Below are 24,763 nucleotides of genomic sequence, written 5' to 3'. Positions count from 1 at the left end.
CACTGGGGGAGGCCGGGGGAGGCGGCATGACGAACGTCGTGATCGACCTCGGTGAGGCGCCCCGGGACGCCCCACCGCCTCCGCCCGATCCGCCCGTGCCGCTCCGGCTGCTGCTCGCGCTGCTGTCGTGCGCGCTGCTCGCACTGCTGGCCGCAGCCGGGCCGGTGCCCCGCTCGGCGGCGCCGATCGTCGTGCCGGCGAGCCTGGGCGACGCGGTGCACGTCTTCGGTGACCAGATGTTCCTGGTCAGCGGATCGACAGTGGTGGGCAACGGTGTCCGGGTGCGCACGATCGACACGTACCGGCTGCCCTCGGTCCGCCCGGTCGACGGCACGGTCGTGACCGTGTCCGGGGCGATCGACCAGGTGCTGCGGGTGGGCGACACGATCGTGGTGAGCTATCAGCTCGACGCGAGCGGCCGGTGGGCGGTCGTGGCCGTCGCCGCCGGCACCGACGACACGCTGTGGCGCCGGCCGGCCCGGCTGGTCGGGGTGGCCGGCGGTCAGGTGCTGCTGGCGGCCGAGGAGGCCTCGCTGGCGGTGGACGCCGGCACCGGGATGATCCGCTGGTCGGTGATCCGCCCGCCGAACGGGGTGATCACCGAGGCCGGCCCCCGGCCGGGCTACCCGCGCTGGCTGGTGGTCCAGTCGCCGAACGGCCGGCTGGAGACCCGGGACGCGTACACCGGAAAGCTCGTCGCCGGCCGTACCGTGCCGCTCAGATCCGAATATGTCTGGCCGGTCGGCGATCTCATCACCGTCGACACCCGCGACGGTTTCACCGCCTACCATCTGCCCGACCTCACGTTCCGCTGGCGGACCGCGGCCGATCTGTCGCAGAGCTGGATGCAGGCCGACTGCGGCGCCCTGATCTGCACGTTCCGGCAGCAGACGGGCATGGTGGCGCTCGACCGGGAGACCGGGCGGGCGCTGTGGTCCTCGGAGGTCTGGGCGTACGCCGAACCGGCCGGCCCCTACCTGGCGGCCACCCGCCTCGACCGGCGCATCGACGAACCGGCGGTGTGGCTGCTCGACCCGGCGACCGGGAAGGCCGTCGGCGACTTCGGCCGCTGGGAGAGCCTGGGCCGCACCGACGACGGCATGATCTACGGCAAGATCGACGTCCGCGGCGAGTACGTCCTCTACTACGGGCTGCTCGACCCGGTCCGCCAGGCGATCCGGGTCACCGGCGCGGCCTCCGGCGTCTCCGGCAACTGCCGGGCCGCCACCGGGGTGCTGATCTGCCGCCTGCTCGACGCCTCGGTCGCCGTCTGGCCCCTTCGGTAGCCTTTCACTTACGGCCTCTTCACACCCGGTCGACGAGGCTGTACCCGGTTGTCGACGGAGGTCTGCGGTGCGTGTGCTGGTGGTAGAGGACGAGCGGAACCTCTGTGACGCGATCGCCCGGGGGCTGCGCCGCAAAGGCATGGCGGTCGACGTGGCGTACGACGGCCTCCAAGGTCATGAAATGGCCTATGTGACCAGGTACGACGTCGTGATCCTCGACCGTGACCTGCCCGGCATGCACGGCGACGAGATCTGCGCGGCGCTGGTCGAGTCGGGCGCGCTGACCCGGGTGCTGATGCTGACCGCGAGCGGCACGGTCGCCGACCGGGTCGAGGGCCTGCAACTCGGCGCCGACGACTACCTGCCCAAGCCGTTCGCCTTCGACGAGCTGGTCGCCCGCGTGCAGGCGCTGGGCCGGCGGGCCACCCCGGCCGCGCCGCCCGTGCTGACCGTCGGCAACCTCGTGCTCGATCAGACCCGCCGGGTCGTCACCCGCGGCGGCACCCCGATCGACCTGACCAACAAGGAGTTCGGCGTCCTGGAAGAGCTGCTGAAGGCCCGAGGGGGCGTGGTGTCGAGTGAGGAACTGCTCGAACGGGTCTGGGACGCCAACACCGACCCCTTCACCACGACGGTACGGGTGACGGTGATGACCCTGCGCAAAAAGGTCGGCGACCCGCCGCTGATCGAGACGGTGGTCGGCGCCGGATACCGGGTGCCGGAACCGGTCGTCCTCTCATGACGGTCTACTCCGGCAGCGCCCACCGCAGCCTGCGGCTGAGCCTGCGCCCCACCCTCCGCCTGCGGCTCACCCTGCTCAACGGCATCCTGCTGGTCGGCGCCGGCGCCATCCTCGTCCTGCTGGCCTGGCTGCTGGTCAGCGACGCGATGGGCTCCGGCGAGGCCCTGCGCTCGGGCACAAGGGTGATGCTGGAGAACGGCGAGACCCGCGACGCGGTCGAGTGGCAGAGCACGCTGGTCTCCCAGGCCTCCCAGGAGGTGCTGGTCAAGGGCCTGGTGGCCCTGCTGGCGATCGGCATCATCGGCACGGCCGGCGCGTACGCGGTGGCCGGCCGGGCGCTGCGCCCGCTGCACGCGGTCACCCAGACGGCCCGGCGTCTCGGCGAGGAGACGCTGGACCAGCGCATCCGCTACTCGGGGGCGGACGACGAGGTGGCCGAACTGGCCCGCACGTTCGACGCGATGCTGGACCGCTTGGCCGGCGCGTTCGAGTCCCAGAAACGCTTCGTGGCGAACGCGTCGCACGAGCTACGAACCCCGCTGGCCGTCATGCGGACCGAGATCGACGTGACCCTCAGCGACGACGAGGCCGACGTCGCGGAGTACCGCCGCATGGCGAAGGTGGTGCGCAACGCCTCGGAGAGGGCGAACGGGCTGGTCGACGCGCTGCTGGTGCTGGCCCGCTCGGAAGCCCAGTCGGGCCGCCGCCTGGTCCGCAAGGTCCCGGCCGACCTGGCGATCAGCGTGACGAACGCGCTGTCGGCGGTGCGGGCCGAGGCGGAACGCCTGAAGCTCCAGGTGACGACCGACCTGCAGCCGGCCTCGGTGGTGGGCGACCCGTCCCTGCTCGACCGCCTGGCGGGCAACCTGATCGAGAACGCGATCCGCTACAACCACCTGCTCGGCAGCCTGTGGCTGCGCACGTCGACGGTGGGCGGCCAGGCGGTCCTGGTGGTGGGCAACACGGGCTACGAGGTGGAGCCGGCCGACGTGCCGGGCTTGTTCGAGCCCTTCCGCCGCGGCGGCTGGGAACGCACGGGCTCCCGCGGCTCGGGCCTGGGCTTGTCGATCGTCCGAGCGGTCTGCGACGCCCACGGAGGCACGGTCTCAGCGGTGGCCCAGGACGGCGGCGGCCTGGAGGTCACGGTCAAGCTCCCGACGGCCGACGCCACCCCGGTCGTGGCCGCCACGGCCGCGGTCAAGCGAGCCAAGGGCCTGGGCGTCGCCCCGTCCCAGTGACACCGGTCAGGCGGCGAGGGCCTGGTCGCCGGCCTCGCGGCGGATGGTGCGCCAGCGGGAGAGGCTGATGCCGAGTTCGGTGGCCACTTCGGCCTCGGTGAGATCGGGGTGGGCGGCTCTGATCTGGTGGGCCAGGGCAACCGTCTCGGCGGGCGTGCGGCGAGGGCGGGAGGCTTTCTCGGCGCTGACCGTGGTCGTGTCCTGGCGGGTGCGCTGGGCGGGGACCGCGCGGTCCGTGCTGACCGGGGTCGTGTCGTCGTGACGGCTGCGCTGGGCGGAAGCCGCGCGGCCGGCGCTCAGCGGGCGGGGAGCATCGGCGGCTGGGTGGGAAGCGCCGGCGGCGGGGCGTGAGGTGCCGGGGGTTGGGCGAGGGGTGCTGGTTCCGGGCCGGGGAGCGCCGGTGGAGGGGCGGGGAACGCCTCCGGCGGGGCGGCCCTGGCGGGTCATGGCGGGGGTGAATGGTGCGTCGTCGGTCGTGCGCGGGAGGGTGGCGGCTACTTCGACCAGCGCGGCGGTGGTCGTTGCCCGGCTAGTCATCCCGGCGCTGCGAGGGGAGGGCCCGCAGGGGCTGGGACGTGGCCGGGTAGAGACGCGGTTGACGACTCAGAACCTCGCATGTCAGAAATATCCGGTATGGCGCCGACCTCGGTCGCGGTTGGCGAAGCGACGGCGGTGAGTGGAAAGGCCGACTGCGTGGCGGCGGCGGGTGGAGCGGCTTGTGCTGGCTGCGTGGCGGCGATGGGTGGAGCGGTTCTGGCCGGCTGCGTAAGTGCGGCGGGTGGAGCGGTTTGGGTCGGCTGCGTGGCGGCGATGGGTGGAGCGGTTTGGGTCGGCTGCGTGGCGGCTGGTAGAGCGGCTTGGGTCGGCTGCGTGGCGGCGGGTGAAGCGGTTGTGGCCGGCGACGCGGTGGCGGTGGCGGGGCTGTCGGTGGCGCGTTCCAAGGTGGAGATGCGGCCGCCCAGCTCTACCAGGCAGATGCTGGCCACGACTATCAGGCCGTCTACCGATAGGGGGAGCGGGTACGGGGAAGCGCCTGTTTCGCCGTAGCGGGAGGCCACGCCGACCATGTGCCAGTACGAGACCCAGGCGGCTATGCCGGCGATGGTGGCTGTGGCTATGAAGCGGGCGGCGGCCGGGAGCTTGCGGTGGACCGGGACGCGGGAGATCAGCTCTACCGTGAGGAGCAGCGCCAGTGGGGGCCAGGCGGCGATGGCCTGGCTGATCGGGTTGTCGAGGGCGTGCAGGACGTTGGCTACGACCGAGGCGGCTACGCCCAGCGGACGCGGCGCAAATGCTCCAGGATCACCGCAACTCTCCTCAGACCTATCGGGGAGGGACGCGGACCATCCTGACCGGTGGAGGTGACGCGGGCGCCTCCGGAAGGGAACCGTGACCGGTCCGTTCCGGAGGCGACGCGACTATGCGATCGTGCTCTGCGGTGTGTCAGCTCTTCGTTTCGACCTGGGCCCTGAGCTTGGGGAACTCGGTCTTGGCGGCGGTGATGGACTTGAAGTACGAGATGATCATGCCGAAGCTGCCCTCGTCGGCCCAGGCGCACAGGGTGAAGGTGGTGCCGGCGGTCTTGCCGCTGCCGCACTTGGCGTAGCCGCCCAGGGTGCCGGTGGGGGCGGTGACGATGTTGTCGATTTTCAGGCCGCCCACGCCGGCGCCGTAGAACGTGGAGTCGAGCTCCGTCTTCGGGTTGGCGATCGGGACCGCGGCGGCGGCCAGCACGACGATGTCCTCGTCGCCGACCGTGCCGTACAGGGCGCCGATGGCCTTGGTGACGCCGGGCATCGTCTTCAGGCTCGACTCGAGGCGTTCGGTCTGCGGCGCGAACTGCTGGTTGGTCAGCTTGGGGCGGCCGCCGAGCTTGGCCGGTTCCACGATCTTGATGGTCGGCGCCGGTGGGCGGGTCGGCTCGGTGGTGCGCGGGGCCGGGTCGGTCGGTTCCGCCGTCGACGTGACGGTCGGGGTCACGTCCGTACCCGTGGAACTGGTGTTGTCGTCCTTGTTGTTGTTGGCGACCAGGTAGATGGCCACCGAACCGCCGACGCACAGGACCAGCACGATGGCGATCGCCGTGAGCACGATCGGCAGCACCTTCGACTTCGGCTTCTGCGGCGGCGAAGGCGGAGGATAGCCGGGCTGGCCGTACTGGGGCTGCTCGTACTGGGGCTGACCGTACTGAGGTTGACCGTACTGCGGCTGCGTGTAGTCGGCCGGCGGCCCGTACTGAGGCTGGGTGTAGTCCGGCTGCGGAGGCTGGCCGGGAGCCGGATACGCCGTCGTCGGCGGATATTGCGGCCCGGGCGGCACCGAGCCCGGAGCGTTGCCCGGCTGGCCGGGATAGGGCTGGTAGGGCTGGCCGGAGGAGGGCTCACCCGGGTTGGGCTGGCCGGGGTACTGGGGCTGGCCGGGGTACGGGGGCTGCGACATCGAGCGCTCCATCATTCGGGTACCTCCGGAGCCTATCGGCCTGCGGCAATGACGCATCTCCGGTGGTCGGGGGAGGTGTGACACACCGAAACGACGATGCCCCGCGCTCCTTCGAGGAGCCCGGGGCATCGGCCTTCAAACCAGGATCAGGCGGGCAGCGAGGCCACGCCCTTCGGTAGGAACCGCTTGCCGGTGACCCGTTCCGAGGTTCCACTGCGGTCCAGGTACGGCGTGACGCCACCCAGGTGCAGCGGGTAGCCCGCGCCCAGGATCATGCACAGGTCGATGTCCTGCGCCTCCGCGACCACGCCCTCGTCCAGCATGATCCGGATCTCCTGGGCCAGCGCGTCCATCGCCTTCTGCCGTACCTCGTCGGAGGTCAGCGGGGCCGAACCGCCCTGGATCAGCTCGGCCACGGCCGGGTTGATCTCGTCGTCCACCATCACCGGGAGCTTGGCGTCGACGATCCGCTTGAGGTTCGGCGAGTCGAGGTAGCGGTCCGGGAACGCCCGGTGCAGGGTCTCGCCCACGTGGTACGCCACGGCCGGGCCGACCAGCTGCAGCAGCGCCATCGGCCGCATCGGCAGGCCGAGCGGGTCCATCGCCACGTTCACCACGTCGAGCGGGGTGCCGGCGTCGATCGCCTGGAAGATCTCGCTGGTGACCCGGGTCAGCAGCCGGTTGACCACGAACGCCGGGGCGTCCTTGACCAGCACCGACGACTTCTTCAGCTCGCGGCCGACCGCGAACGCCGTGGCCAGCGTCGCGTCGTCGGTCTGGTCGCCCTTGATGATCTCGAGGAGCGGCAGGACGGCGACCGGGTTGAAGAAGTGGAACCCGACCACGCGTGACGGGTGCTCCAGGCCGGCCGCCTGCTCGGACACCGACAGCGAGCTGGTGTTCGTGGCCAGGATCGCCTCGGGCGTGACGATCTTCTCGAGCTCGGCCCAGATCTGCTTCTTGAGCTCGAGGTTCTCGAAGACCGCCTCGATCACGAAGTCGGCGTCGGCGAACACCGACTTGTCGACCGAGCCGCTGACCAGGCCGCGCAGCTTGGCGGCGGTGCCCTCGTCGAGCCGGCGCTTGGCGACCAGCTTGTCGATCTGGTCGATGACGTACTGCACGCCCTTGTCGACGCGCTCCTGGTCGAGGTCGGTGAGAACCACGGGGACCTGCAACCGGCGTACGAAAAGAAGCGCCAGCTGCGAGGCCATCAGGCCCGCGCCGATCACGCCGACCTTGGTCACCTTGCGGGCGAGCGACTTGTCGGGCACGCCGACCGGGCGCTTGGCCCGGCGCTGCACCAGGTCGAACGCGTACAGGCTGGCCCTGGCCTCATCGCCCATGATCAGGTCGGCCAGCGCCTGCGTCTCGGCGCCGGTGCCGTCGGAGAACGACGAGTCCTTGGCCAGGGCGAGCAGCTCGAGCGCCTTGTTGGCGGACGGGACGGCGCCGTGCAGCTTCTCGTCGAGCTGCTGCTTGGCGAAGAAGAGCACGCCCTCCCACATGTCCTTGTCGACCTCGGGGCGCTCGACAGTGACCTCGCCCTTGACGACGCCGGCGGCCCACTCGAGCGAGCGCTCCAGGAAGTCGGCCGGCTCGAACAGCTGGTCGGCCACGCCGAGCTCGGCCGCCTGCTTCGGGCGCAGCGTCTTCTGGGTGAGCGGGTTCTGCAGGATGACCTGGGCCGCGCCCGGCACGCCGATCAGGTTGGGAAGCAGCTGGCTGCCGCCCCAGCCGGGGATCAGGCCGATCGCGACCTCGGGCAGGCCAAGCGCCGCCGCGCCGCCGGAGACCGTCCGGTAGTGGCAGTGCAGGGCGACCTCAAGGCCGCCGCCCAGCGCCGCGCCGTTGATGAACGCGAACGTCGGGATCGTCGAGTCCTTCAGGCGGGCGAAGACCCGGTGGCCCAGCTCGCCCAGCTCGACGGCCTGCTCGCGCGAGGTGATGTACGGGATGCCGGTGATGTCGGCGCCGACGCAGAAGATGTACGGCTTGCCGGTCAACGCGATGAACGCCGGGCCCGCCTCGGTGGCCTTGGTGATCGCCTCGTCGAGCGACGCCAGGCCACCCGGGCCGAAGCTGTTCGGCTTCTTGTAGTCGAGGCCGTTGTCCAGGGTGATCAGGGCGGCCTTGGCGGAGAGGCCGGGGACGTCCACGAAGCGCAGGAGCGCCTTGGTGACGACCTCTTTGGGGTGCTCGATCACTTGTCCGCTCCCGTCCAGTTCGGGTTCTCCCAGATCACGGTGCCGCCCATGCCGATGCCGATGCACATGGCGGTGAGGCCGTAACGGACCTCGGGGTGCTCGGCGAAGTGGCGCGCGAGCTGCGTCATCAGCCGGACGCCGGACGAGGCCAGCGGGTGGCCGATGGCGATGGCGCCGCCCCACGGGTTCACCCGCGGGTCGTCGTCGGCGATGCCGTAGTGGTCGAGGAACGCCAGCACCTGGATCGCGAACGCCTCGTTCAGCTCGAACAGGCCGATGTCGTCGATGGTCAGGCCGGCCTTCTTCAGGGCCTTCTCGGTCGACGGGATCGGGCCGTAACCCATGATCTCCGGCTCGACGCCGACGAAGCCGTACGACACCATCCGCATGGCGATCGGCAGGCCCAGTTCGCGCGCGGTGTCCTCGCTGGCCAGCAGCGCGGCGGTGGCGCCGTCGTTGAGGCCGGCGGCGTTACCGGCGGTGACCCGGCCGTGCGGGCGGAACGGGGTCTTGAGGGTGGCGAGCTTCTCCATCGAGGTCTCGCGAGGAGCCTCGTCGGCCGTGGCCAGGCCCCAGCCTTGTTCGGCGTTGCGGATCGCGACCGGGACCATGTCGGGCTGGAGCTTGCCGTCGGCGTACGCCTTGGCCGTCTTCAGCTGCGAGTTCAGGCCGTAGCGGTCGGTGCGCTCCTTGGTGATGCCCGGGAGGCGGTCGTGCAGATTCTCGGCGGTGGAACCCATGACCAGCGCGGACGGGTCGACGAGCTTCTCGGCCAGGATGCGCGGGTTGGGGTCGACACCCTCACCCATCGGGTGGCGGCCCATGTGCTCGACGCCGCCGGCGATCGCAACGTCGTAGGCGCCCATGGCGATGCCGCCGGCGACGTTGGTGACGGCGGTCATGGCGCCGGCGCACATGCGGTCGATCGCGTAGCCGGGGACGGTCTTGGGCAGCCCGGAGAGGAGGGCGGCGGTGCGGCCGATGGTCAGGCCCTGGTCGCCGATCTGGGTGGTGGCGGCGATCGCTACCTCGTCGACCCGGTCGGGCGGGAGCTGCGGGTTGCGGCGCATGAGCTCGCGGATGCAGCGGATGACCAGGTCGTCGGCGCGGGTCTCGGCGTACATGCCGTTGGCCTTGCCGAAGGGGGTGCGGACGCCGTCTACGAAGACGACCTCGCGTACTTCACGGGGCACAGCAAGCCTCCTTGCGGGCGAGCCCTGAGGGTGTGAGTTCCGATGCTACTCGCCGGTAACTACGGGCGGGTAGGTGGTTGCTGGAATGTCACAGGGCTATTTCGGCCGGCGGGGTCCGGGGTTGCGAAAACCCAGGTCCCGCCGGCCGCGCGCACGCCGGTGGCTCAGGCCGCCGCGGGATCCGGGATGACCTCGGCCAACCGCGTGGCCAGGAGGACCGTCTGCCAGTTTCGCGCGCCGAAACCCTGGAGGGTCGTGGTGATCGTCTGAGGGGTTATGTCCTCGGGCGGGGACCAGGCCAGGCGGCGGATGTAGTCGGGGCTTATCAGGTTCTCCGGCGGGAGCGTGTGTTCTTCCGCCGTGGCTATGACCACCTGGCGGCAGCGGGCCAGGCGGGCGGCCGCCACCGGGTCACGTTCGGCCCAGCGGTGAGGTGGGGGCGGGCCGTCCACCGGCTGGTTCACGGGCAGGGCGTCGTCGGGGAGCGCTCTGGCCTCGTCCAGGGCGTCCAGCCAGACTCGGGCCAGGCGGCGGACCGAGCGGCCGCCGAAGCCGGGGATGGCCAGCAGGGTGCGCTCGTCCTTCGGGTCCTGTTCGGCGGCGGCGACTATCGCCGAGTCGGGCAGGACGCGGCCGGGGGCGCTGTCGCGGCGGGCGGCCACGCCGTCACGGGCGTACCAGAGAGCGCGTACCCGGGATTGGGCCCTTGCTCCGCGTACGCGGTGTATGCCGGAAGTTCGGCGCCAGGGGTCGGGGCGTGTCCGTGGTGGGCGGTCGGCGCTGGCCACCAGGGCCGCGAACTCCTCGGCGGCCCAGGCCGACTTGCCCTGCCGGTCCAGTTCCGCGGCCAGGTGGTCGCGGAGGTCGGTCAGCAGCTCCACGTCCAGGGCGGCGTAGGTGAGCCAGGACTCCGGCAACGGGCGCGTGGACCAGTCGGCGGCGGAGTGGTGCTTCTCCAGCGAGTAGCCGAGCAGCTGCTCGGTCAGGGCGGCCAGGCCCACCCGCTCGAAGCCGGCCAGGCGGGCGGCCAGCTCGGTGTCGAACAGGCGCCGCGGCTTCATGCCGATCTCGGCCAGGCAGGCCAGGTCCTGGCTGGCGGCGTGCAGGACCCACTCGCTGTCGGCCAGGGCGGCGTCCAGGGTGCGCAGGTCGTCCAGGGGCAGCGGGTCGATCAGGACGGTGCCGGCGCCCGCCCGCCGCAGCTGAACCAGGTAGGCGCGCTGGGTGTAGCGGTAGCCGGAGGCGCGCTCGGCGTCCACCGCCACCGGGCCGGTGCCGGCGGCCATGCGGGCGACGACGTCGGCCAGCTCGCCGGAGGTCTCCACCGGGCGCGGAGTGCCGTCGCGGGGCGCGGTCAGGGGTACAGAAGGGGCGGGCGCGGCGTCGGGACCACCAGACGTCGGGTCGGGCGGCTCGGCTTGCGGTCGTCCGTCCCTTGCGGGCTCCGGTGCGTCCCGACGGAGCAGGGGTGCGTCGTCGGTCACTCCGTTACCGTACGGGGAGCCCACCCCACCCGCGCGCAGCCGGGTCCCGGCGCGCCGATTCTCGATCTTTCTTCCGGTCGCCGTGGCGCTGATCCGAACGGCCGTTTGCTCCGTACTACCCTCCGCAGCGCCGTTTACCCGGGAGGCCGCGCCGGATGACCATGACCTTCGAACCGTTCACGCCCGCGGGCACCGCTGAGCAGCGCCAGTACGACGGGCGGCGCCGCGCGGGCGAGCCCGTGGCCGCTCCGGCCTGGGAAGAAACGCCCCGCTGGGAAGAAGCGCCCCGCTGGGAAGAGCCGGCCCGCTGGAACGAACCGGCCGGCGACCCCTGGGCCGAGCCGGCGCCCCGCGCGCGACAGGGATGGGTCGAGGATCCGCAGTGGCAGGTACCGCAGCAGCGGCAGCCGCAGGCGCCCCGCTGGCACGAGGAGATCGCGGCGCCGGTGGCGGTACCGGCGGCCGGCGAGCCTGAGCCGCGGCGCTCGGCCGTCGGCGGGCGGATCAAGCCGCTCGTCGTCGGGGTGGTCGTGCTCCTGCTCCTGGTCGCGGGCTGGCAGGCGTACCGCATCGAATCGATGAGTGACCACAACCAGAGCCTGGCGTCCGGCCTGGCCGCCGAGAAGGACCGGACCGACCGGCTCGAGCAGCAGCTGGCCGGGGTCTTCGATCCCGAGACGGTCTCGTCGAAGGTGCTGCCCAGCGTGTTCCGGGTGCGCGCCGGCAGCTTCACCGGCACCGCCTTCTCGGTCGGCACGAAGGTCAAGGGCAACGAGTCGAACCTGATGACGAACTACCACGTGGTGGCCGAGGTGTGGACCGGCGGCGGGCGCCGGGTGTCGCTCGAACGCGGCAGCACCAAGATCACGGCGAGCATCGTCGATGTGGACAAAGGTAAGGATCTGGCGCTGCTGCACGCCGACACGAAGATCGCGGGACTGGTGGCGGCGCCGGCGACGGTCAAGCCGGGCCAGCAGGTCGTCGTGGTCGGGGCGCCGCTGGGGCTCGACGACACCGTGACCACGGGTGTGATCAGCGCCTACCGGCCGGACGACTCGGACGGGCCGACCATCCAGTTCGACGCGCCGATCAACCCGGGGAACTCCGGTGGGCCGGTGGTCAACGCGACGGGGCAGGTGGTTGGGCTGGCGACTGCCAAGGCTAAGGATGCTGAGGGGATCGGGTTGGCGATCCCGGTCAAGACCGCGTGCGCGACCTTTGCGGTTTGCTGAGCTGTGCTGCTGGCCTCGCTTCGCTCGGCGGGCACTTCGCCCCTTGGGGCAAATGAGTTGAGCCCGGTTTACCAACGCCGCACAACCCGCGGCGTCGGTAAACCGGGCTCAACTCATTTGCGGGCGAAGTGCGACTTTGGTTGCGGTCAACCCGCGCGACGGCGGGCGGTTCGAGGGGGTTGTGCGGGGGTGGGGCAGCCGAGGCGCTGGCGGGGGGTCGAGGGGTTGTGCGGGGGTGGGGCAGCCGAGGCGCTGGCGGGGGGTCGAGGGGTTGTGCGGGGGTGGGGCAGCCGAGGCGCTGGCGAGGGGTCGGGGGGTTGTGCGGGGGTGGGTCAGCCGACGCGCTGGTGGTCGGTTAGGGGGGTTACGCCGGGTGGGGGGAGGCCGGCGGTGGAGGCGAGCATGGCGCACCAGCCGAGCAGGTGGGCGGTGAAGTCGTCGGCGGTGGGGGTCCAGGAGGCTCGGACCTCCAGGTCGGCGGTGGGGGGTGGGCCGGCCAGCTCGCCGAAGCGGGTCGACGTGGTCTGGGTGATCGTGCCGCCGATCGCCGTGTAGGCGGCGGCGTGCTGGGCCAGGCCGTCGGTGAGCCAGGTCCAGGCCACCTCGGGCAGCAGCGGGTCGTCGGCCAGGTCGGCCTCGAGCTCGGCCGTGACCAGCGTGACCAGCCGGATGTCGCCGTGCCAGGCCTCGTGGCCGGCCGGGTCGTGCAGCAGGATCAACCGGCCGCCGGCGACCTCGTCGCCGGAGCGCAGCACGGTCGCGCTGAGCGCGAACGCGTAGGGCGCGAGCCGCTGCGGTGCCGCGATCTCCTCGAGGAGGATCTCGGGCCGGGGCGCCGGGACCCGCAGGCCGGCGACCGCGCGCGCGAACGCCGGAGGTTCAGCGGAGGGGGACGCCATGGGGGAAGACTATGCCGCCGCCGCGTGTCCGTAGCCGATCGGCGCGCCCCGCGTGTCGTGGCACGATGGCGCGGTGACCACAGTCTTGAGCAATTCTGCTTTCGTGCGGGCCTGCCGCGGCCTCGACGTGCCGCACACCCCGGTCTGGTTCATGCGGCAGGCCGGGCGTTCCCTGCCCGAATACCGCAAGATCCGTGAGGGCATCGGCATGCTCGACTCGTGCCGGCGTCCCGACCTGGTCACCGAGATCACCCTGCAGCCGGTGCGCCGGCACCACGTGGACGCGGCGATCCTGTTCAGCGACATCGTGGTGCCGATCGCGGCGGCCGGCATCGACCTCGACATCGTGGCCGGCACGGGCCCGGTCGTGGCCGAGCCGGTGCGCACTGCGGCCGGCGTCGAGCGGCTGCGGCCGATCACCCCGGACGATGTCGGCTTCGTCGCCGAGTCGGTCCGGCTGCTGGTCAAGGAGCTGGGCAGCACGCCGCTGATCGGTTTCGCGGGGGCGCCGTTCACGCTGGCCAGCTACCTCATCGAGGGCGGGCCGTCGCGGACCTACCTCAAGACCAAGGCCATGATGTACGGCGAGCCGGCGCTCTGGAACGCCCTGATGTCCCGCCTGGCCGACATCACGCTGGCCTTCCTGCGTACCCAGATCGAGGCCGGGGTCAGCGCCGTCCAGCTCTTCGACTCGTGGGCGGGCGCGCTGAGCGAGGCCGACTACCGCGAGCACGTCCTGCCGTACTCGACGCGGGTGCTGAGCGGGCTGGCCGACGCCGGCGTGCCGCGCATCCACTTCGGGGTCGGCACCGCGGTACTGCTCGAGGCGATGGGCGAGGCGGGCGCCGACGTGGTCGGTGTGGACTGGCGTACGCCGCTGGACCAGGCCACGAAGGTGATCGGGCCCGCCAGATCGGTGCAGGGCAACCTCGACCCGGCGGTGCTGTTCGCCGGCCGCGAGGTCGTCGAGCGTGAGGCGCGCCGGGTCCTCGAGCAGGGCCGGGCGGCGCCCGGTCACGTCTTCAACCTGGGCCACGGCGTGATGCCCGAGACCGACCCGGACGCGCTGACCCGGCTGGTGGCCTTCGTCCACGAGACGTCCGCTCGGTAGGTCACACTCCGCGACCCCCACCGAGGCGACGGGGGCGGCAAGTGGAAGGGTTGAGTTCGTGCGGAAGCGGGTTGCGGTCATCGGAGGCGGCATCGCCGGCCTCGCGGCGGCCGTGCGGTTGCGGGATCTGACGCCGCCGGACACCGAGATCATCGTGTACGAGCAGAGCGGCGCCCTCGGCGGCAAGCTGCGCACCGGTGAGCTGGGCGGGGTGACCGTCGAGCGGGGCGCCGAGTCGTTTTTGATGTCGGGGACCGACGGCGCCGAGTCGGCGGCGGTCGGGCTGGTCAGGCGGCTCGGGCTGGGCGACGCGATCAAGCATCCGGCCAAGGTTCCGGCCGCGCTGGCCTTCGGGGGGCGGCTCGCGCCGATGCCCTCGGGAACCCTCGTCGGCGTACCGGGAAATCTGGCGCAACTCGGCGACGTGGCGCACCCGGACGCCGAGCGTGACCACGACGCGGGCCGTCCGCTGCTCGCCGCCGGCGAGGACGTGGCGGTCGGGGCGCTGGTGCGGGACCGGTACGGCGACGAGGTCGTCGACCGGCTCGTCGACCCGATGCTCGGCGGGGTCTACGCGGGACGGGCCGACGGATTGTCGTTGCAGGTCACGATGCCGCAGCTGGCGCGGACGGCGCGGATCGAGCACACGCTGCAGGACGCCGTGCGGGCCGCGCAGCGGGCGAGTCGCCGCGAGCCGGGCAAGCCGATCTTCGGCGCGGTCGAGGGCGGCATGAGCCGCCTGGTCGGCGCGGCGGCCGCGGCCAGCGGGGCGCGGATCAGCCTGGGTCTTCCGGTACGCGAGATCGCGCGCACGGCCGATGGGTACCGGCTGCTGCTCGGGCCGGTGCCGGCGCCGCGGACCGACGACGTCGACGCCGTGGTGGTGGCCGTGCCCTTCTCACCGGCGGCGCGTCTTTTGTCCGATGTCGCGCCGGCCGCGGCCGCGGCGTTGGGCCGCCTGGACTACGCGAGCGTGGCGCTGGTGGGACTCGCGCTGCCGCCGGGAACGCCGCTTCCGGATCTGTCCGGATTCCTGGTCCCGCCGAGCGAGGGGACGCTCGTCAAAGCGGCCACCTTCTTCACCACGAAGTGGTCGCTGCCGGGCGACGGGCCGGTGATCGTACGGGCCTCGCTCGGGCGGGCCGGCGAAGAGGAACGGCTCCAGTTCGACGACGCGGTGCTGCTGTCCCGGGCCGTCGACGAGCTGGGGCAGCTGATCGGTGACGAGCTTCCGCCGCCGGCCGCCTCGTGGGTGCAGCGCTGGGGCGGTGGCCTGCCGCAGTACGCGCCGGGTCACCTCGACCGGCTGGCCGCGGCCCGGGCCGCGCTGCCGCCGGGCCTGGCCCTGGCCGGCGCGGCGTTCGACGGGATCGGCATCCCGGTCTGCATCGCCAGTGGCGAGCGGGCCGCCGAAGACGTGAGCAAGATGCTGGAGGGTTGAGGGAATGGGCGAGCAGACGAACGCGGCGCGGCTCAACGAGCTGAACGCGACGATCCGGTACACGATGTGGTCCGTCTTCCGGGCCGAGACGCCGCTGCCGGCGCTGCGCGACGAGCTGGCCGGTGAGGTCGACGGCCTCTTCGAGCAGCTCGCGGCCAAGGACGTGACGATCCGCGGCACGTACGACGTGGCCGGCCTGCGGGCCGACGCCGACGTGATGATCTGGTGGCACTCGGAGTCCTCGGACGCGCTGCAGGAGGCGTACTCCCTGTTCCGCCGGACCGTGCTGGGCCGGCACCTGGCGCCGGTCTGGTCGCAGATGGCGCTGCACCGCCCGGCCGAGTTCAACAAGAGCCACATCCCGGCGTTCCTGGCCGGTGAACAGGCGCGGCCCTACCTCTGCGTCTACCCCTTCGTGCGGTCGTACGAGTGGTACCTGCTGCCCGACGCCGAGCGGCGCCAGATGCTGGCCGAGCACGGTCAGCTGGCCCGCGGATACCCGGACGTACGGGCCAACACGGTCGCGTCGTTCGCGCTGGGCGACTACGAGTGGATGCTGGCCTTCGAGGCCGACGAGCTGTACCGCATCGTCGACCTGATGCGTGACCTGCGGGCCTCCGAGGCGCGGCGGCACGTGCGCGAGGAGGTTCCGTTCTACACGGGCCGCCGGCGCTCGGTGGCGGAGATCGTCGCTACCCTGCCGTAACCCGGCGCATGGGGACGTGCGGGATGCCGTCCTCGAGGTATTCGGGCCCGTCCGGCCGGAATCCGAACCTGGCGTAGTAGTCGGTGAGATGAGCCTGGGCGTGCATCACGCTCGGGCGGTTCCCGATGATCGTCAGGGCCTCGGTGATCAGCCGGCCGGCCAGCCCGGTGCCCCGGGCGCTCTTGGCGGTGACGACGCGGCCGATCCGCTGCGTCTCGCCGTCGTCCAGGATGCGCAGGTACGCCCGGATCTCGTCGTCGCGGGTGATCCACAGATGCCGGGTGCCGGGCTCGTCGTCGCGGCCGTCGAGGTCGCCGTACGCGCACTCCTGCTCGACGACGAAGACGTCGGCGCGGAGCTTGAGGATCGCGTACAGGGTCGTCGTGTCAAGATCTCGGAACGAGGCCGACCTGAACTCGTCATGTTGTTCCGGTTGCATGTGCCGAATCGTATGCGGCGCGGCGTCACCCGTATCGTCCCCGGGCGTTGTACGGATGGAAGCCGGAGGTGTGGAGGACTTCATGATCAAGCGGAGCAAGCTCTTCGGCAACAAGACCCGGGTGACCTTCTGCCTGCCTCAGGCGGCGGTCGACGGGAAGGTCAGCGTCGTGGGCACGTTCAACGGGTGGGAGCCGGGCCGGCACGAGCTCAAGCCGCGCCGCGACGGCACCCGCACGGTCAGCGTGACCGTCGGCCCCGGTCACTACCGGTTCCGGTATCTGGCCACGGGCGGCGTCTGGTTCGACGACGAACTAGGTGACGAGCTTCTCGTGTAACGCAATTCGCAGTTTGGGCCGCGTTGCACCGGAGATTCGCTTGACTGGGCAAGCAGATCTACGAGGAGGCAACCATGGCCGGTACGCGGCTCGCAGTCATCTACTACTCGTCCACCGGGACCATCCACAAGATGGCCGAGCGTCTCGCCCAGGCCGGTGAGAAGGCCGGCGCCGAGGTAAGGCTGCGCCAGGTGCCCGAGCTCGCGCCGGCCGAGGCCATCGCGTCCAACGCGGCGTGGAGCCAGCACTTCGACAAGACCAAGGACGAGCCCAAGGCCACGGCGGACGACGTGGTCTGGGCCGACGCCGTCCTGTTCGGCTCGCCGACCCGGTACGGCAACGTGGCCAGTCAGCTGAAGCAGTTCATCGACACGCTCGGGCCGCAGTGGGGCCAGGGCCTGCTGGCCAACAAGGCGTACGCGGGCTTCACCGCCTCGATGACCGCCCATGGCGGCCAGGAGTCGACGTTGCTGGCGCTCTACAACACGATCTACCACTTCGGCGGCATCGTGGTGGCTCCCGGCTACACCGACCCGCTCAAGTTCGTCGACGGCAACCCGTACGGCGTCTCGCACGTCACCGGCGGCAGCAACGACGCCCCGCTGGGCGACGCTCAGTACGCGGCCCTGGACCACCTGGCGCAGCGGATCGTCGCCATCGGCGGAAAGCTGAAAAGCGAATAAAAGTCGCTTTTCTCGCTAATCTGGCTGTATGACCACGTACGAGACCGCCGACCTGCACACCCGGGTCGCCCGGTACGAGGCCGCCCTGGAAGAGTTGCGGGCGGCGCACAAGGATGTCCGCGCCGTCCTGCAGGACCAGATCCTTTACGAACGGTGGCAGCAGATGGGTGCCGACCTCGGCTTCGTCGCCGACCAGGCGCCGCCGCCCGACCAGCACATCCCACAGATGTCCGACAGCTGGGCGAGTTAGGTTTCTGCTCCACCCCTGGCCACCTGGGGGGTGGAGAGATCCCGGTTGCCGGCCGCAACCGGGACCCGCCGGACGGTCCCACCCCTGCGTGGGCCCGCCCGGCGGGTAGGTTGGCTGCCATGCCCGTCGACACCCAATACGAGGACCTGCTGCGGCGGGTCCTGACCACCGGCACCCCGAAAAGCGACCGCACCGGCACCGGCACGGTCAGCCTGTTCGGTGAGCGCCTGCGCTACGACCTGTCGGCCGGCTTCCCGTTGATCACCACCAAGCGGGTGCACTTCAAGTCGCTGGCGGTCGAGCTGCTGTGGTTCCTGCGGGGCGACAGCAACGTCGGCTGGCTGCGCGAGCGCGGCGTGACGATCTGGGACGAGTGGGCGTCGCCCACGGGCGAGCTGGGCCCGGTCTACGGGGTGCAGTGGCGTTCGTGGCCCAAGCCCGACGGCGGCCACATCGACCAGATCAGCGGCATCCTCGAGACGCTGCGCCGCGACCCCGACTCGCGTCGCATGATCGTCTCGGCGTGGAACGTGGCCGACCTGCCGGAGATGGCGCTGGCGCCGTGCCACGCGATGTTCCAGTTCTACGTGGCCGACGGCCGGCTCTCCTGCCAGCTCTACCAGCGCAGCGCCGACCTGTTCCTGGGCGTGCCGTTCAACATCGCCAGCTACGCGCTGCTCACCCGCATGGTGGCCGACCAGGCCGGGTTGCTGCCGGGCGACTTCATCTGGGTCGGCGGTGACTGCCACATCTACAACAACCACGTTTCGCAGGTCCAGGAGCAGCTGTCCCGCCCGGCGTACGAGTTCCCGCAGCTCTCCCTGAAGCCGAAGCCGTCGCTGTTCGACTACGAGTACGAGGACTTCGAGGTCGTGGGCTACCAGCACCACCCGGCGCTGAAGGCGCCCGTCGCGGTATGACGGTGCACATGATCTGGGCCGAGGCGCACGATCGGGTGGTCGGCGCCGGCGGCGGGATCCCGTGGCGGCTCTCGGAGGACCAGCGGATGTTCCGGGAACGCACCGCGGGCGCGACGGTGGTGATGGGGCGAGCGACCTGGGACTCGCTGCCGGAGCGCTTCCGGCCGCTCCCGGGCCGGCGCAACGTGGTACTGACCCGTGACCCTTCGTGGTCGGCCGAAGGAGCGGAAGTTGTCCACTCGGTGGAGGAGGTGGACCTCACAGGTGAGGTCTGGGTCATCGGCGGGGAGTCGGTGTACGCGGCCTTCCTGCCGCTGGCCGACCACATCCTCCGTACCCGCGTCGACCTGGCGGTTTCCGGCGACACCCACGCCCCCGAGTTGGGTGACGGATGGGTCGTCACATCGTCGCCGGGCTGGCAGACTTCACAGAGCGGTCTGCGGTACGTGGTCGAGGAATTGGTTCGCACAGCGCAAGGCACACGACCAGAGCAGGCGCCGGTTGCCACGGAAAGCTAGTCTTCCGGCCGACGGATGACCGGCACGCCCGGCGCTAGCAGGAAGAGGTCACTCATGCTCCTGTCACCGGTGACACTCTCCGTGGTCACACCGATGTACAACGAGCGCGAAGCGGTCGATCACTTCGTGGCCCGGCTACGGCCCGTCCTGGACGGGCTCGGCGACTCGTACGAGGTGGTGGCCGTCGACGACGGCAGCAGCGACGCGACCGTCTCCCGGCTGATGCAGCTGCGCGCCGACTGGCCCCAGCTGCGGGTGGTGGCGCTGCGCCGCAACGTCGGTCACCAGACGGCGCTGCGGGCCGGCCTGCGGGCGGCCAAGGGCGCGTACGTGGTGAGCATCGACGCCGACCTGCAGGACCCGCCCGAGGTGATCGGCGAGATGCTGGCCGCCGCCCGCCGGGAGAAGGTCGACGTGGTCTACGGGGTGCGCAGCGACCGCAGCACCGACACGGCGTTCAAGCGCCAGACCGCGGGCCTGTACTACCGGGTGATGCGCAAGCTGGTCGGCCCGTGGGTCTCCGACCAGGCCGGCGACTTCCGGCTGATGAGCCGGGCCGTGGTCGAGGTGCTCAACGGCCTGCCCGAGCCGCGCCCGGTCTACCGGCTGATCGTGCCGTCGCTGGGCTTCAGCAGCGCCGAGGTGCCGTACGTGCGGGCCGAGCGGGTGGCCGGCGAGACGAAGTACCCGCTGTCGAAAATGATCAAGCTGACCCTGGACAGCATCACCAGCTTCTCGGCGGCCCCGCTGAAGATCGCGACCTGGCTCGGCCTGTTCAGCTTCTTCGTCTGCGTCGTGCTGATGATCGTCGCGCTGATCACCTGGCTGGCCGACGCCGTGGTGCCCGGCTGGACCTCGCTGTACGTGGCGGTCCTGCTGCTCGGCGGCATCCAGCTGATCTGCCTGGGCCTGCTCGGTGAGTACATCGGCCGCATCTACGCGGCCAGCCAGGGCCGGCCGCCGTTCCTGGTCGCCTTCGACACGGCCGCGCTCGACGTCACCAGCGTGGCGACGCCGGTGCCCGGCGGGCCGCTCGACGATGACGTCGAGGCAGTGGAACTGGCCAGCCAGGCGCCTTCTCGGCGTTCCTAGGCCTTCGGCTCGAGGCGGATCGACAGGCTGTTGACGCAGTGCCGGGTGTTCTTGGCGGTCATCTGCTCGCCGCGGAACACGTGACCCAGGTGCGAGTCACAGTTGGCGCAGCGGATCTCCGTACGGACCATGCCGTGGCTGTAGTCGTTGATCTCCTTGACGGCGCCCGGGATCGCGTCGTCGAACGAGGGCCAGCCGCAGTGCGAGTCGAACTTGTCGTCGCTCGGGTAGAGCGCGGCGCCGCACGCGCGGCAGTTGTACATGCCCTCGGTCTTGGTGTCGACGTACTCCCCGGACCAGGGGGCCTCGGTGCCCGCCTGGCGAAGCACCCGGAACTCGTCGGGGGAGAGGCGGACCCGCCACTGTTCCTCGGTGGTGGGCAGGGTGGTGTCGTTCGTTGCCATGCTTCAAAGGTACGACGCACTCGGGGTGCGGCCCGGTGCGTCGGCCGGTCCGTTGAACCAGGGCATGGACGATGCATCGGCGGCCATCTTCCGGCCCACCTGGCAGCAGGCCCTCGGGCGAGGGCTCTTTCTCGGATCGATCGCGAACGCCGGCCTCTGGCTGCTGGTAGCGGTCCTGAGCTGGGCTGATCTTGCGGTGCCGTCCGGGCCCGGCTGGGTCTTCGTGGCGGTCGGGCCGGCGGTGGCCGGCGCGCTGATCGGGCTGGCGGCCCGTGGGCGTACGGGCACGCAGATCAGTTCGGGCGGCATCCGGACCCGTTCGGTGTTCGCGGACGGCTTAGCCACCTGGGACGACGTGGCCGACATGCGGGCCGAGCGGCGGGGCGCGCGCACGGTGGTGTCGGTCTATCTGAACTCCGGCGCGAGTGTGCGGCTGCGGGCCCCGTACAGCGGTGAGCTCTTCGCGGCGGACCCCAAATTCGAGGGCAAAATGTTCGCTTTGTCCCATCTGTGGCGGAGTCACCGTTTCGGTGGTCTTCCGGGATGATGACCCGCCGAGGCGTCTTAAAGGGTAAATCGGGCATTTGCCGCTAAGCTCCCCTCTCGGACCATGAACACCGCCAGAGAACGGATTAACTCCTCATGAGCTCACTTCGCCGGATCGTCGCCGTCGGACTGCCCACCGCCGGCCTCACCGTCGCCGCCGCCCTGGCCCTCGGCGGGTCGCCCGCCGTGGCCACCGCCGACCAGGCCGCCCAGCCGCGCGTCGCGATCACCACCACCGACCCGGGCCGCCCGGGCGGGGCCGCCGGCTACGGCACCGAGGCGCCCGACACCGACACCCCGACCCGGGGCAACCCGGGCTACGGCAGCCCGGCCCCCACCACGCCGGCGCCCAGCTCGGCCACCCCGAGCACCCCGGCCACCACCACGCCGACCGCCAACACGGACACCGTCCCGGCGGAGACCCCGGCCGGCGCGGCCCCGGCCACCACGGCCCCCGGCGGCGGCGTCAGCGCCGGCGGCGCCCTGCCGGTCACCGGAGCGCCGATGAGCACGCTGGTGGCCCTGGGTGGCCTCCTGGTGGCCGCCGGCGCGGCCTCCGTCTGGTACACCCGGCGCCGCCGCAGCGCCTGACCGAAACGCCACAACGAAGGCCGCCCGGCGTGATGCCGGGCGGCCTTCGGCGTCCAGCGGGTAGCCGCCGATCCCGGTCGCCCGGCGTAGCGGCCATCCACGACGCGCCGGGCCGGTCAGCGGAACTCCCCGCTCGAACTCCGCGTCGGCGAGTCCGCGTATGCCGTCACCTCACCAGCAGGTTCTCCAGGCGTCGCAGTTCGTCGGCCGGGTCGACGGCCAGGCCCATGTGTACCGGGCCGGCGCGCAGGATCGTGCTGCGCGGCGCGACCAGCCAGCGGAAGCGTTCGCCCTGGGTCATGGCGGCCGCGGCGCCGGCCCCGGTGCAGGTGGCCGACCAGGAGGCCAGGGCCTCGCCGATCGCCTTGACGTCGGCCGACGGGTCGAGGGCGCGCAGCCGGTCCTCGTGCAGGTGGGTGCGGGCCTCCAGGAAGTCGCGGCGCTGGCAGTAGAGGACCACGCCCACGTTGATCAGCTCGCCTCGCTCGATGCGCGGGACGGCCTGGATCACGGCGTACTCGTAAGGGACTCTCATGGCAGCCACGCCTCCGGCTGGGCCGCGCGGGCGGTCAGATGGGAGATGTAGGCGTCCTTGTCGCCGTCGTCCAGCCACTCGTCGGGGACCAGGTCGACGGCCTCCCGGATGAGCGCCGGGGTGATCCGGGCCGCCAGGGCCGGCCCCTCGGTGGCCAGGGCCGTCGCGTACGGCTTCAGCACGTGGTCGTCCCATTTGTACGGACGGTGGACCACCGCTTCGGCGCGGGGCCAGTTGTGGTGGAAGTAGAGGGTCGCGCCGTGGTCGATCATCCACAGGGCGTTGTGCCAGATCAGCAGGTTGGGGTTGCGCCAGCTGCGGTCGACGTTCTCGACGAAGGCGTCGAAGGTGAGCACCCGGGAGGCCAGCCCGGCCTCCACCGGGTGGGCGACCGGGTCGTAGCCGAGCGCGCCGGGCAGGAAGTCCATGCCCAGGTTGGCGCCGGCGCTGGCCTTGATCAGCTCCTGGACCTCTTCGTCGGGCTCGGCCCGGGCCACGACCGGGTCGAGGTCGACGACGGCCAGGTCGGGCACGGGCAGGCCGAGACGGCGGGCCAGTTCGCCCGAGATCACCTCGGCCACCAGCGCTTTGGGGCCTTGCCCGGCGCCGCGGAACTTGACCACGTACGTGCCGAGGTCGTCGGCTTCCACGACGCCGGGCAGCGAGCCGCCCTCGCGCAGGGGTGTGACATAGCGGATGGCGGTGACCTCACGTAGCACGTGGATCACCCTACAAAGGGCCCTGCTTCCGCAGGTCGTCGACCTTGGTCATGGCGGTGCGCAGATCGGACAGCCACTCCTCGGTGTGCTGGCCGACGAGCTTGACGCACCAGGCCAGCGCCTCGGAGCGGGACCGGGCCACGCCGGCGTCGACCAGCGTGTCGAGGATCTGCCGCTCGGGCTGGCGCAGCCGGGTCATCACCGGCGCGGCCAGGTGGGTGAAGAGCTCGTTGGTGTCGCCGCAGCGCACGCCCCAGGCGACCTTGCGCTGGTATCGGTGTTCGACCTGGCGGGCCACCCGCATCCGGTCGTTGCGGGTGTCCTCACGGAACTGGTTGATCCGGCCCGCCTGTGCGGCCGCCCGGTCGGCGTCGGTGGCGCTGTCGCCCAGGTCGGGCGCGGTCACCCGGCCCCAGATGATGATCTCGTCGCGGTCGACGACGACCTCGGGCCGCTCGGTGAACCAGCCGTCGGTCACCGCGCCGGCGACCCAGGCCGCGGCGTCGTCGGCGTTCGGCGGCTCGACCCGTCCCGGCGGTCCCTGTCGGTATCTCATTGCTGAACCTCCCCGGTAAGCGTGATTACAAAATTACACGCTTACGCGCCAGCCGCCAGCCCCCCGGAGCGGGCGCTGAGACGGCAGACTGGGGCGATGGAGCTGCCGATCAACCCACCGGTCAAGCCGATGCTCGCCAAGCCCGTCGCCGAGATCCCGCCCGGCCAGCTCTACGAGCCCAAATGGGACGGCTTCCGGTCGATCATCTTTCGGGACGGGGCCGAGGTGGAGATCGGCAGCCGCAACGAGAAGCCGATGACCCGGTACTTCCCCGAGGTCGTCGAGGCCGTGCTGGCCAACTTCCCGGAGCGGGCGGTGATCGACGGCGAGGTGATCGTGGCCGACACCGAGCGCAACACCCTCGACTTCGAGGCGCTTCAGCAGCGCATCCACCCGGCCGCGAGCCGGGTCAAGCTGCTCAGCGAGCAGACCCCGGCCGCCTTCGTCGCGTTCGACCTGCTGGCGCTCGGCGACGAGGACCTGACCGAGCTGCCCTTCGCCGAGCGCCGGGCTCGGCTGGTCGAGGCACTGAAAGGCGCCAAGGCCCCGGTGTACGTCACGCCGGCCACCGACGATCTCGAGACCGCCCGGCGGTGGTTCGCCGAGTTCGAGGGGGCCGGGCTGGACGGGCTCATCACCAAGCCGACGGACCTGGTCTACCAGCCCGACAAGCGGGTCATGTTCAAGGTGAAGCACAAGCGGACGGCCGACTGCGTGGTCGCCGGCTACCGGGTGCACAAGTCCGGCGAGGACCGGATCGGCTCGCTGCTGCTGGGCCTCTACGACGAGCGGGACGTGCTGGTGTCGGTCGGCGTCATCGGTTCGTTCCCCATGGCCGTACGGGAAGAGCTCTTCATCGAACTTCAGCCCCTGGTGACCGAGTTCGAGGGCCATCCGTGGAACTGGGCGGCCCACGAGCAGGGCGAGCGCACGCCGCGCAAGAACGAGGTGAGCCGCTGGAACGCCGGCAAGGACCTGTCGTTCACGCCGTTGCGGCCGGAGCGGGTGGTCGAGGTCCGCTACGACTACATGGAGGGTGTGCGGTTCCGCCACACCGCCCAGTTCGAACGGTGGCGCACCGACCGTGATCCGCACTCGTGCACCTACGAGCAGCTCGAGCGCCCGGTCCAGTTCAATCTGGCCGAGGTACTGACCAGCCGCTGACCGCGGATTGTCAGACTCACCGGATAGCCTC

28 protein-coding genes are annotated in these 24,763 nt (G+C 71.3%); 16 read left to right on the top strand and 12 right to left on the bottom strand.

Features of this window, described 5'->3' with window-relative positions:
* The first annotated feature begins 26 nt into the window (after window positions 1-26).
* The 3 genes from ACGFJ7_RS01215 (at window position 27) to ACGFJ7_RS01205 (ending at window position 3,266) form a co-directional block, all read left to right on the top strand.
* Window positions 27-1,286 carry a PQQ-binding-like beta-propeller repeat protein gene (locus ACGFJ7_RS01215; RefSeq protein WP_392640109.1) on the top strand — a complete coding sequence of 420 codons (1,260 nt, stop codon included), beginning with the start codon at window positions 27-29 and terminating at the stop codon, window positions 1,284-1,286.
* Window positions 1,287-1,353: 67 nt separating this feature from the next.
* Window positions 1,354-2,028 carry a response regulator transcription factor gene (locus ACGFJ7_RS01210; RefSeq protein WP_097322137.1) on the top strand — a complete coding sequence of 225 codons (675 nt, stop codon included), beginning with the start codon at window positions 1,354-1,356 and terminating at the stop codon, window positions 2,026-2,028.
* The gene (locus ACGFJ7_RS01205) at window positions 2,025-3,266 is read left to right on the top strand and encodes a sensor histidine kinase (RefSeq protein WP_392640106.1); all 1,242 of its coding nucleotides are present in this window, start codon (window positions 2,025-2,027) and stop codon (window positions 3,264-3,266) included. Before ACGFJ7_RS01210 ends, ACGFJ7_RS01205 begins: the two co-directional genes overlap by 4 nt.
* A 6-nt stretch (window positions 3,267-3,272) precedes the next feature.
* Here the strand turns inward: ACGFJ7_RS01205 and ACGFJ7_RS01200 are convergent, their stop codons facing one another.
* From ACGFJ7_RS01200 to ACGFJ7_RS01175, 6 genes are all read right to left on the bottom strand, one after another.
* Window positions 3,273-3,803 (bottom strand): hypothetical protein, encoded by a 531-nt coding sequence (locus tag ACGFJ7_RS01200; protein ID WP_392640103.1) that lies wholly within the window; start codon window positions 3,801-3,803, stop codon window positions 3,273-3,275.
* The gene (locus tag ACGFJ7_RS01195) at window positions 3,800-4,333 is read right to left on the bottom strand and encodes a hypothetical protein (protein WP_392640100.1); all 534 of its coding nucleotides are present in this window, start codon (window positions 4,331-4,333) and stop codon (window positions 3,800-3,802) included. The genes ACGFJ7_RS01200 and ACGFJ7_RS01195 overlap by 4 nt, the downstream gene beginning before the upstream one ends.
* Window positions 4,334-4,709: 376 nt before the next feature.
* Window positions 4,710-5,705 (bottom strand): hypothetical protein, encoded by a 996-nt coding sequence (locus ACGFJ7_RS01190; RefSeq protein WP_360241479.1) that lies wholly within the window; start codon window positions 5,703-5,705, stop codon window positions 4,710-4,712.
* A gap of 146 nt (window positions 5,706-5,851) precedes the next feature.
* Window positions 5,852-7,912 carry a 3-hydroxyacyl-CoA dehydrogenase NAD-binding domain-containing protein gene (locus tag ACGFJ7_RS01185; RefSeq protein WP_360241476.1) on the bottom strand — a complete coding sequence of 687 codons (2,061 nt, stop codon included), beginning with the start codon at window positions 7,910-7,912 and terminating at the stop codon, window positions 5,852-5,854.
* Window positions 7,909-9,105: a thiolase family protein gene (locus tag ACGFJ7_RS01180; protein WP_360241473.1), complete on the bottom strand. Its 1,197-nt coding sequence runs from the start codon at window positions 9,103-9,105 to the stop codon at window positions 7,909-7,911. The genes ACGFJ7_RS01185 and ACGFJ7_RS01180 overlap by 4 nt, the downstream gene beginning before the upstream one ends.
* Window positions 9,106-9,269: 164 nt before the next feature.
* On the bottom strand, window positions 9,270-10,571 hold the full coding sequence (locus tag ACGFJ7_RS01175) for a ribonuclease D (RefSeq protein ID WP_360243524.1): 1,302 nt from the start codon (window positions 10,569-10,571) through the stop codon (window positions 9,270-9,272).
* A 173-nt stretch (window positions 10,572-10,744) separates the two neighbouring features.
* Here ACGFJ7_RS01175 and ACGFJ7_RS01170 point away from each other — a divergent pair, with 173 nt between their 5' ends.
* Window positions 10,745-11,821, top strand: a complete 1,077-nt coding sequence (locus ACGFJ7_RS01170) for a S1C family serine protease (protein WP_392640095.1) — start codon at window positions 10,745-10,747, stop codon at window positions 11,819-11,821.
* 332 nt (window positions 11,822-12,153) lie between these two features.
* Here ACGFJ7_RS01170 and ACGFJ7_RS01165 read toward each other — a convergent pair whose 3' ends face one another.
* On the bottom strand, window positions 12,154-12,720 hold the full coding sequence (locus tag ACGFJ7_RS01165; protein WP_360241467.1) for a DUF3000 domain-containing protein: 567 nt from the start codon (window positions 12,718-12,720) through the stop codon (window positions 12,154-12,156).
* Between the two features lie 73 nt (window positions 12,721-12,793).
* Between ACGFJ7_RS01165 and hemE the strand changes: the two genes are divergently transcribed.
* Genes hemE through hemQ form a run of 3 tightly spaced genes read left to right on the top strand, consistent with a single transcriptional unit; the run spans window position 12,794 to window position 15,978 of the window.
* Window positions 12,794-13,831: a uroporphyrinogen decarboxylase gene (hemE, locus tag ACGFJ7_RS01160; RefSeq protein WP_360241464.1), complete on the top strand. Its 1,038-nt coding sequence runs from the start codon at window positions 12,794-12,796 to the stop codon at window positions 13,829-13,831.
* 58 nt (window positions 13,832-13,889) lie between these two features.
* Complete coding sequence (gene hemG / locus ACGFJ7_RS01155) at window positions 13,890-15,272, top strand: protoporphyrinogen oxidase (RefSeq protein WP_392640091.1); 1,383 nt, start codon at window positions 13,890-13,892, stop codon at window positions 15,270-15,272.
* Window positions 15,273-15,276: 4 nt separating this feature from the next.
* Window positions 15,277-15,978 carry a hydrogen peroxide-dependent heme synthase gene (gene hemQ, locus ACGFJ7_RS01150; protein ID WP_360241458.1) on the top strand — a complete coding sequence of 234 codons (702 nt, stop codon included), beginning with the start codon at window positions 15,277-15,279 and terminating at the stop codon, window positions 15,976-15,978.
* Here hemQ and ACGFJ7_RS01145 read toward each other — a convergent pair.
* Window positions 15,965-16,417 carry a GNAT family N-acetyltransferase gene (locus ACGFJ7_RS01145; RefSeq protein WP_360241455.1) on the bottom strand — a complete coding sequence of 151 codons (453 nt, stop codon included), beginning with the start codon at window positions 16,415-16,417 and terminating at the stop codon, window positions 15,965-15,967. The two genes, hemQ and ACGFJ7_RS01145, sit on opposite strands and share 14 nt — an antisense overlap.
* A gap of 82 nt (window positions 16,418-16,499) precedes the next feature.
* Here ACGFJ7_RS01145 and ACGFJ7_RS01140 point away from each other — a divergent pair, with 82 nt between their 5' ends.
* The 6 genes from ACGFJ7_RS01140 to ACGFJ7_RS01115 all read left to right on the top strand — a co-directional run bounded on the left by ACGFJ7_RS01140 (window position 16,500) and on the right by ACGFJ7_RS01115 (window position 20,217).
* Complete coding sequence (locus ACGFJ7_RS01140) at window positions 16,500-16,754, top strand: glycoside hydrolase family 13 (RefSeq protein ID WP_360241452.1); 255 nt, start codon at window positions 16,500-16,502, stop codon at window positions 16,752-16,754.
* 74 nt (window positions 16,755-16,828) lie between these two features.
* A complete protein-coding gene (wrbA, locus tag ACGFJ7_RS01135) occupies window positions 16,829-17,437 on the top strand; it encodes an NAD(P)H:quinone oxidoreductase (protein ID WP_360241449.1) in 609 nt (202 codons plus the stop codon).
* A gap of 28 nt (window positions 17,438-17,465) precedes the next feature.
* Window positions 17,466-17,687 carry a hypothetical protein gene (locus ACGFJ7_RS01130; RefSeq protein ID WP_360241446.1) on the top strand — a complete coding sequence of 74 codons (222 nt, stop codon included), beginning with the start codon at window positions 17,466-17,468 and terminating at the stop codon, window positions 17,685-17,687.
* A gap of 119 nt (window positions 17,688-17,806) precedes the next feature.
* Entirely contained in the window at window positions 17,807-18,607 is an 801-nt protein-coding gene (locus ACGFJ7_RS01125; RefSeq protein WP_360241443.1) for a thymidylate synthase, read from the top strand.
* On the top strand, window positions 18,604-19,125 hold the full coding sequence (locus ACGFJ7_RS01120) for a dihydrofolate reductase (RefSeq protein WP_392640085.1): 522 nt from the start codon (window positions 18,604-18,606) through the stop codon (window positions 19,123-19,125). The genes ACGFJ7_RS01125 and ACGFJ7_RS01120 overlap by 4 nt, the downstream gene beginning before the upstream one ends.
* 54 nt (window positions 19,126-19,179) lie before the next feature.
* Window positions 19,180-20,217: a glycosyltransferase family 2 protein gene (locus ACGFJ7_RS01115; RefSeq protein WP_360241437.1), complete on the top strand. Its 1,038-nt coding sequence runs from the start codon at window positions 19,180-19,182 to the stop codon at window positions 20,215-20,217.
* On the opposite strand, the gene msrB is transcribed toward ACGFJ7_RS01115, so the two are convergent.
* A complete protein-coding gene (msrB, locus tag ACGFJ7_RS01110; protein WP_360241434.1) occupies window positions 20,214-20,621 on the bottom strand; it encodes a peptide-methionine (R)-S-oxide reductase MsrB in 408 nt (135 codons plus the stop codon). The genes ACGFJ7_RS01115 and msrB overlap by 4 nt on opposite strands.
* 64 nt (window positions 20,622-20,685) lie before the next feature.
* Between msrB and ACGFJ7_RS01105 the strand changes: the two genes are divergently transcribed.
* The gene (locus ACGFJ7_RS01105; protein WP_392640080.1) at window positions 20,686-21,168 is read left to right on the top strand and encodes a PH domain-containing protein; all 483 of its coding nucleotides are present in this window, start codon (window positions 20,686-20,688) and stop codon (window positions 21,166-21,168) included.
* 95 nt (window positions 21,169-21,263) lie between these two features.
* The gene (locus ACGFJ7_RS01100) at window positions 21,264-21,758 is read left to right on the top strand and encodes an LPXTG cell wall anchor domain-containing protein (RefSeq protein ID WP_360241428.1); all 495 of its coding nucleotides are present in this window, start codon (window positions 21,264-21,266) and stop codon (window positions 21,756-21,758) included.
* A 166-nt stretch (window positions 21,759-21,924) separates the two neighbouring features.
* Here the strand turns inward: ACGFJ7_RS01100 and ACGFJ7_RS01095 are convergent, their stop codons facing one another.
* From ACGFJ7_RS01095 to ACGFJ7_RS01085, 3 genes are read right to left on the bottom strand one after another with little or no spacing between them, the layout of a single operon-like run.
* Window positions 21,925-22,293, bottom strand: a complete 369-nt coding sequence (locus tag ACGFJ7_RS01095) for a DUF3037 domain-containing protein (protein ID WP_360241425.1) — start codon at window positions 22,291-22,293, stop codon at window positions 21,925-21,927.
* Window positions 22,290-23,012, bottom strand: coding sequence for a HipA family kinase (locus ACGFJ7_RS01090; RefSeq protein ID WP_360241422.1), 723 nt, complete (start codon window positions 23,010-23,012; stop codon window positions 22,290-22,292). Before ACGFJ7_RS01090 ends, ACGFJ7_RS01095 begins: the two co-directional genes overlap by 4 nt.
* Before the next feature lie 10 nt (window positions 23,013-23,022).
* The gene (locus tag ACGFJ7_RS01085; RefSeq protein ID WP_360241419.1) at window positions 23,023-23,568 is read right to left on the bottom strand and encodes a hypothetical protein; all 546 of its coding nucleotides are present in this window, start codon (window positions 23,566-23,568) and stop codon (window positions 23,023-23,025) included.
* A 96-nt stretch (window positions 23,569-23,664) separates the two neighbouring features.
* On the opposite strand from ACGFJ7_RS01085, the gene ACGFJ7_RS01080 reads away from it, so the two are divergent.
* Window positions 23,665-24,732 (top strand): ATP-dependent DNA ligase, encoded by a 1,068-nt coding sequence (locus tag ACGFJ7_RS01080; RefSeq protein WP_360241416.1) that lies wholly within the window; start codon window positions 23,665-23,667, stop codon window positions 24,730-24,732.
* Window positions 24,733-24,763 lie beyond the last annotated feature (31 nt).

It is taken from the genome of Actinoplanes sp. NPDC048988 (genome assembly GCF_043197815.1).
In the GTDB taxonomy this organism is placed as follows: Bacteria; Actinomycetota; Actinomycetes; order Mycobacteriales; family Micromonosporaceae; genus Actinoplanes.
This window is presented reverse-complemented; position numbering and strand designations above follow the sequence as displayed.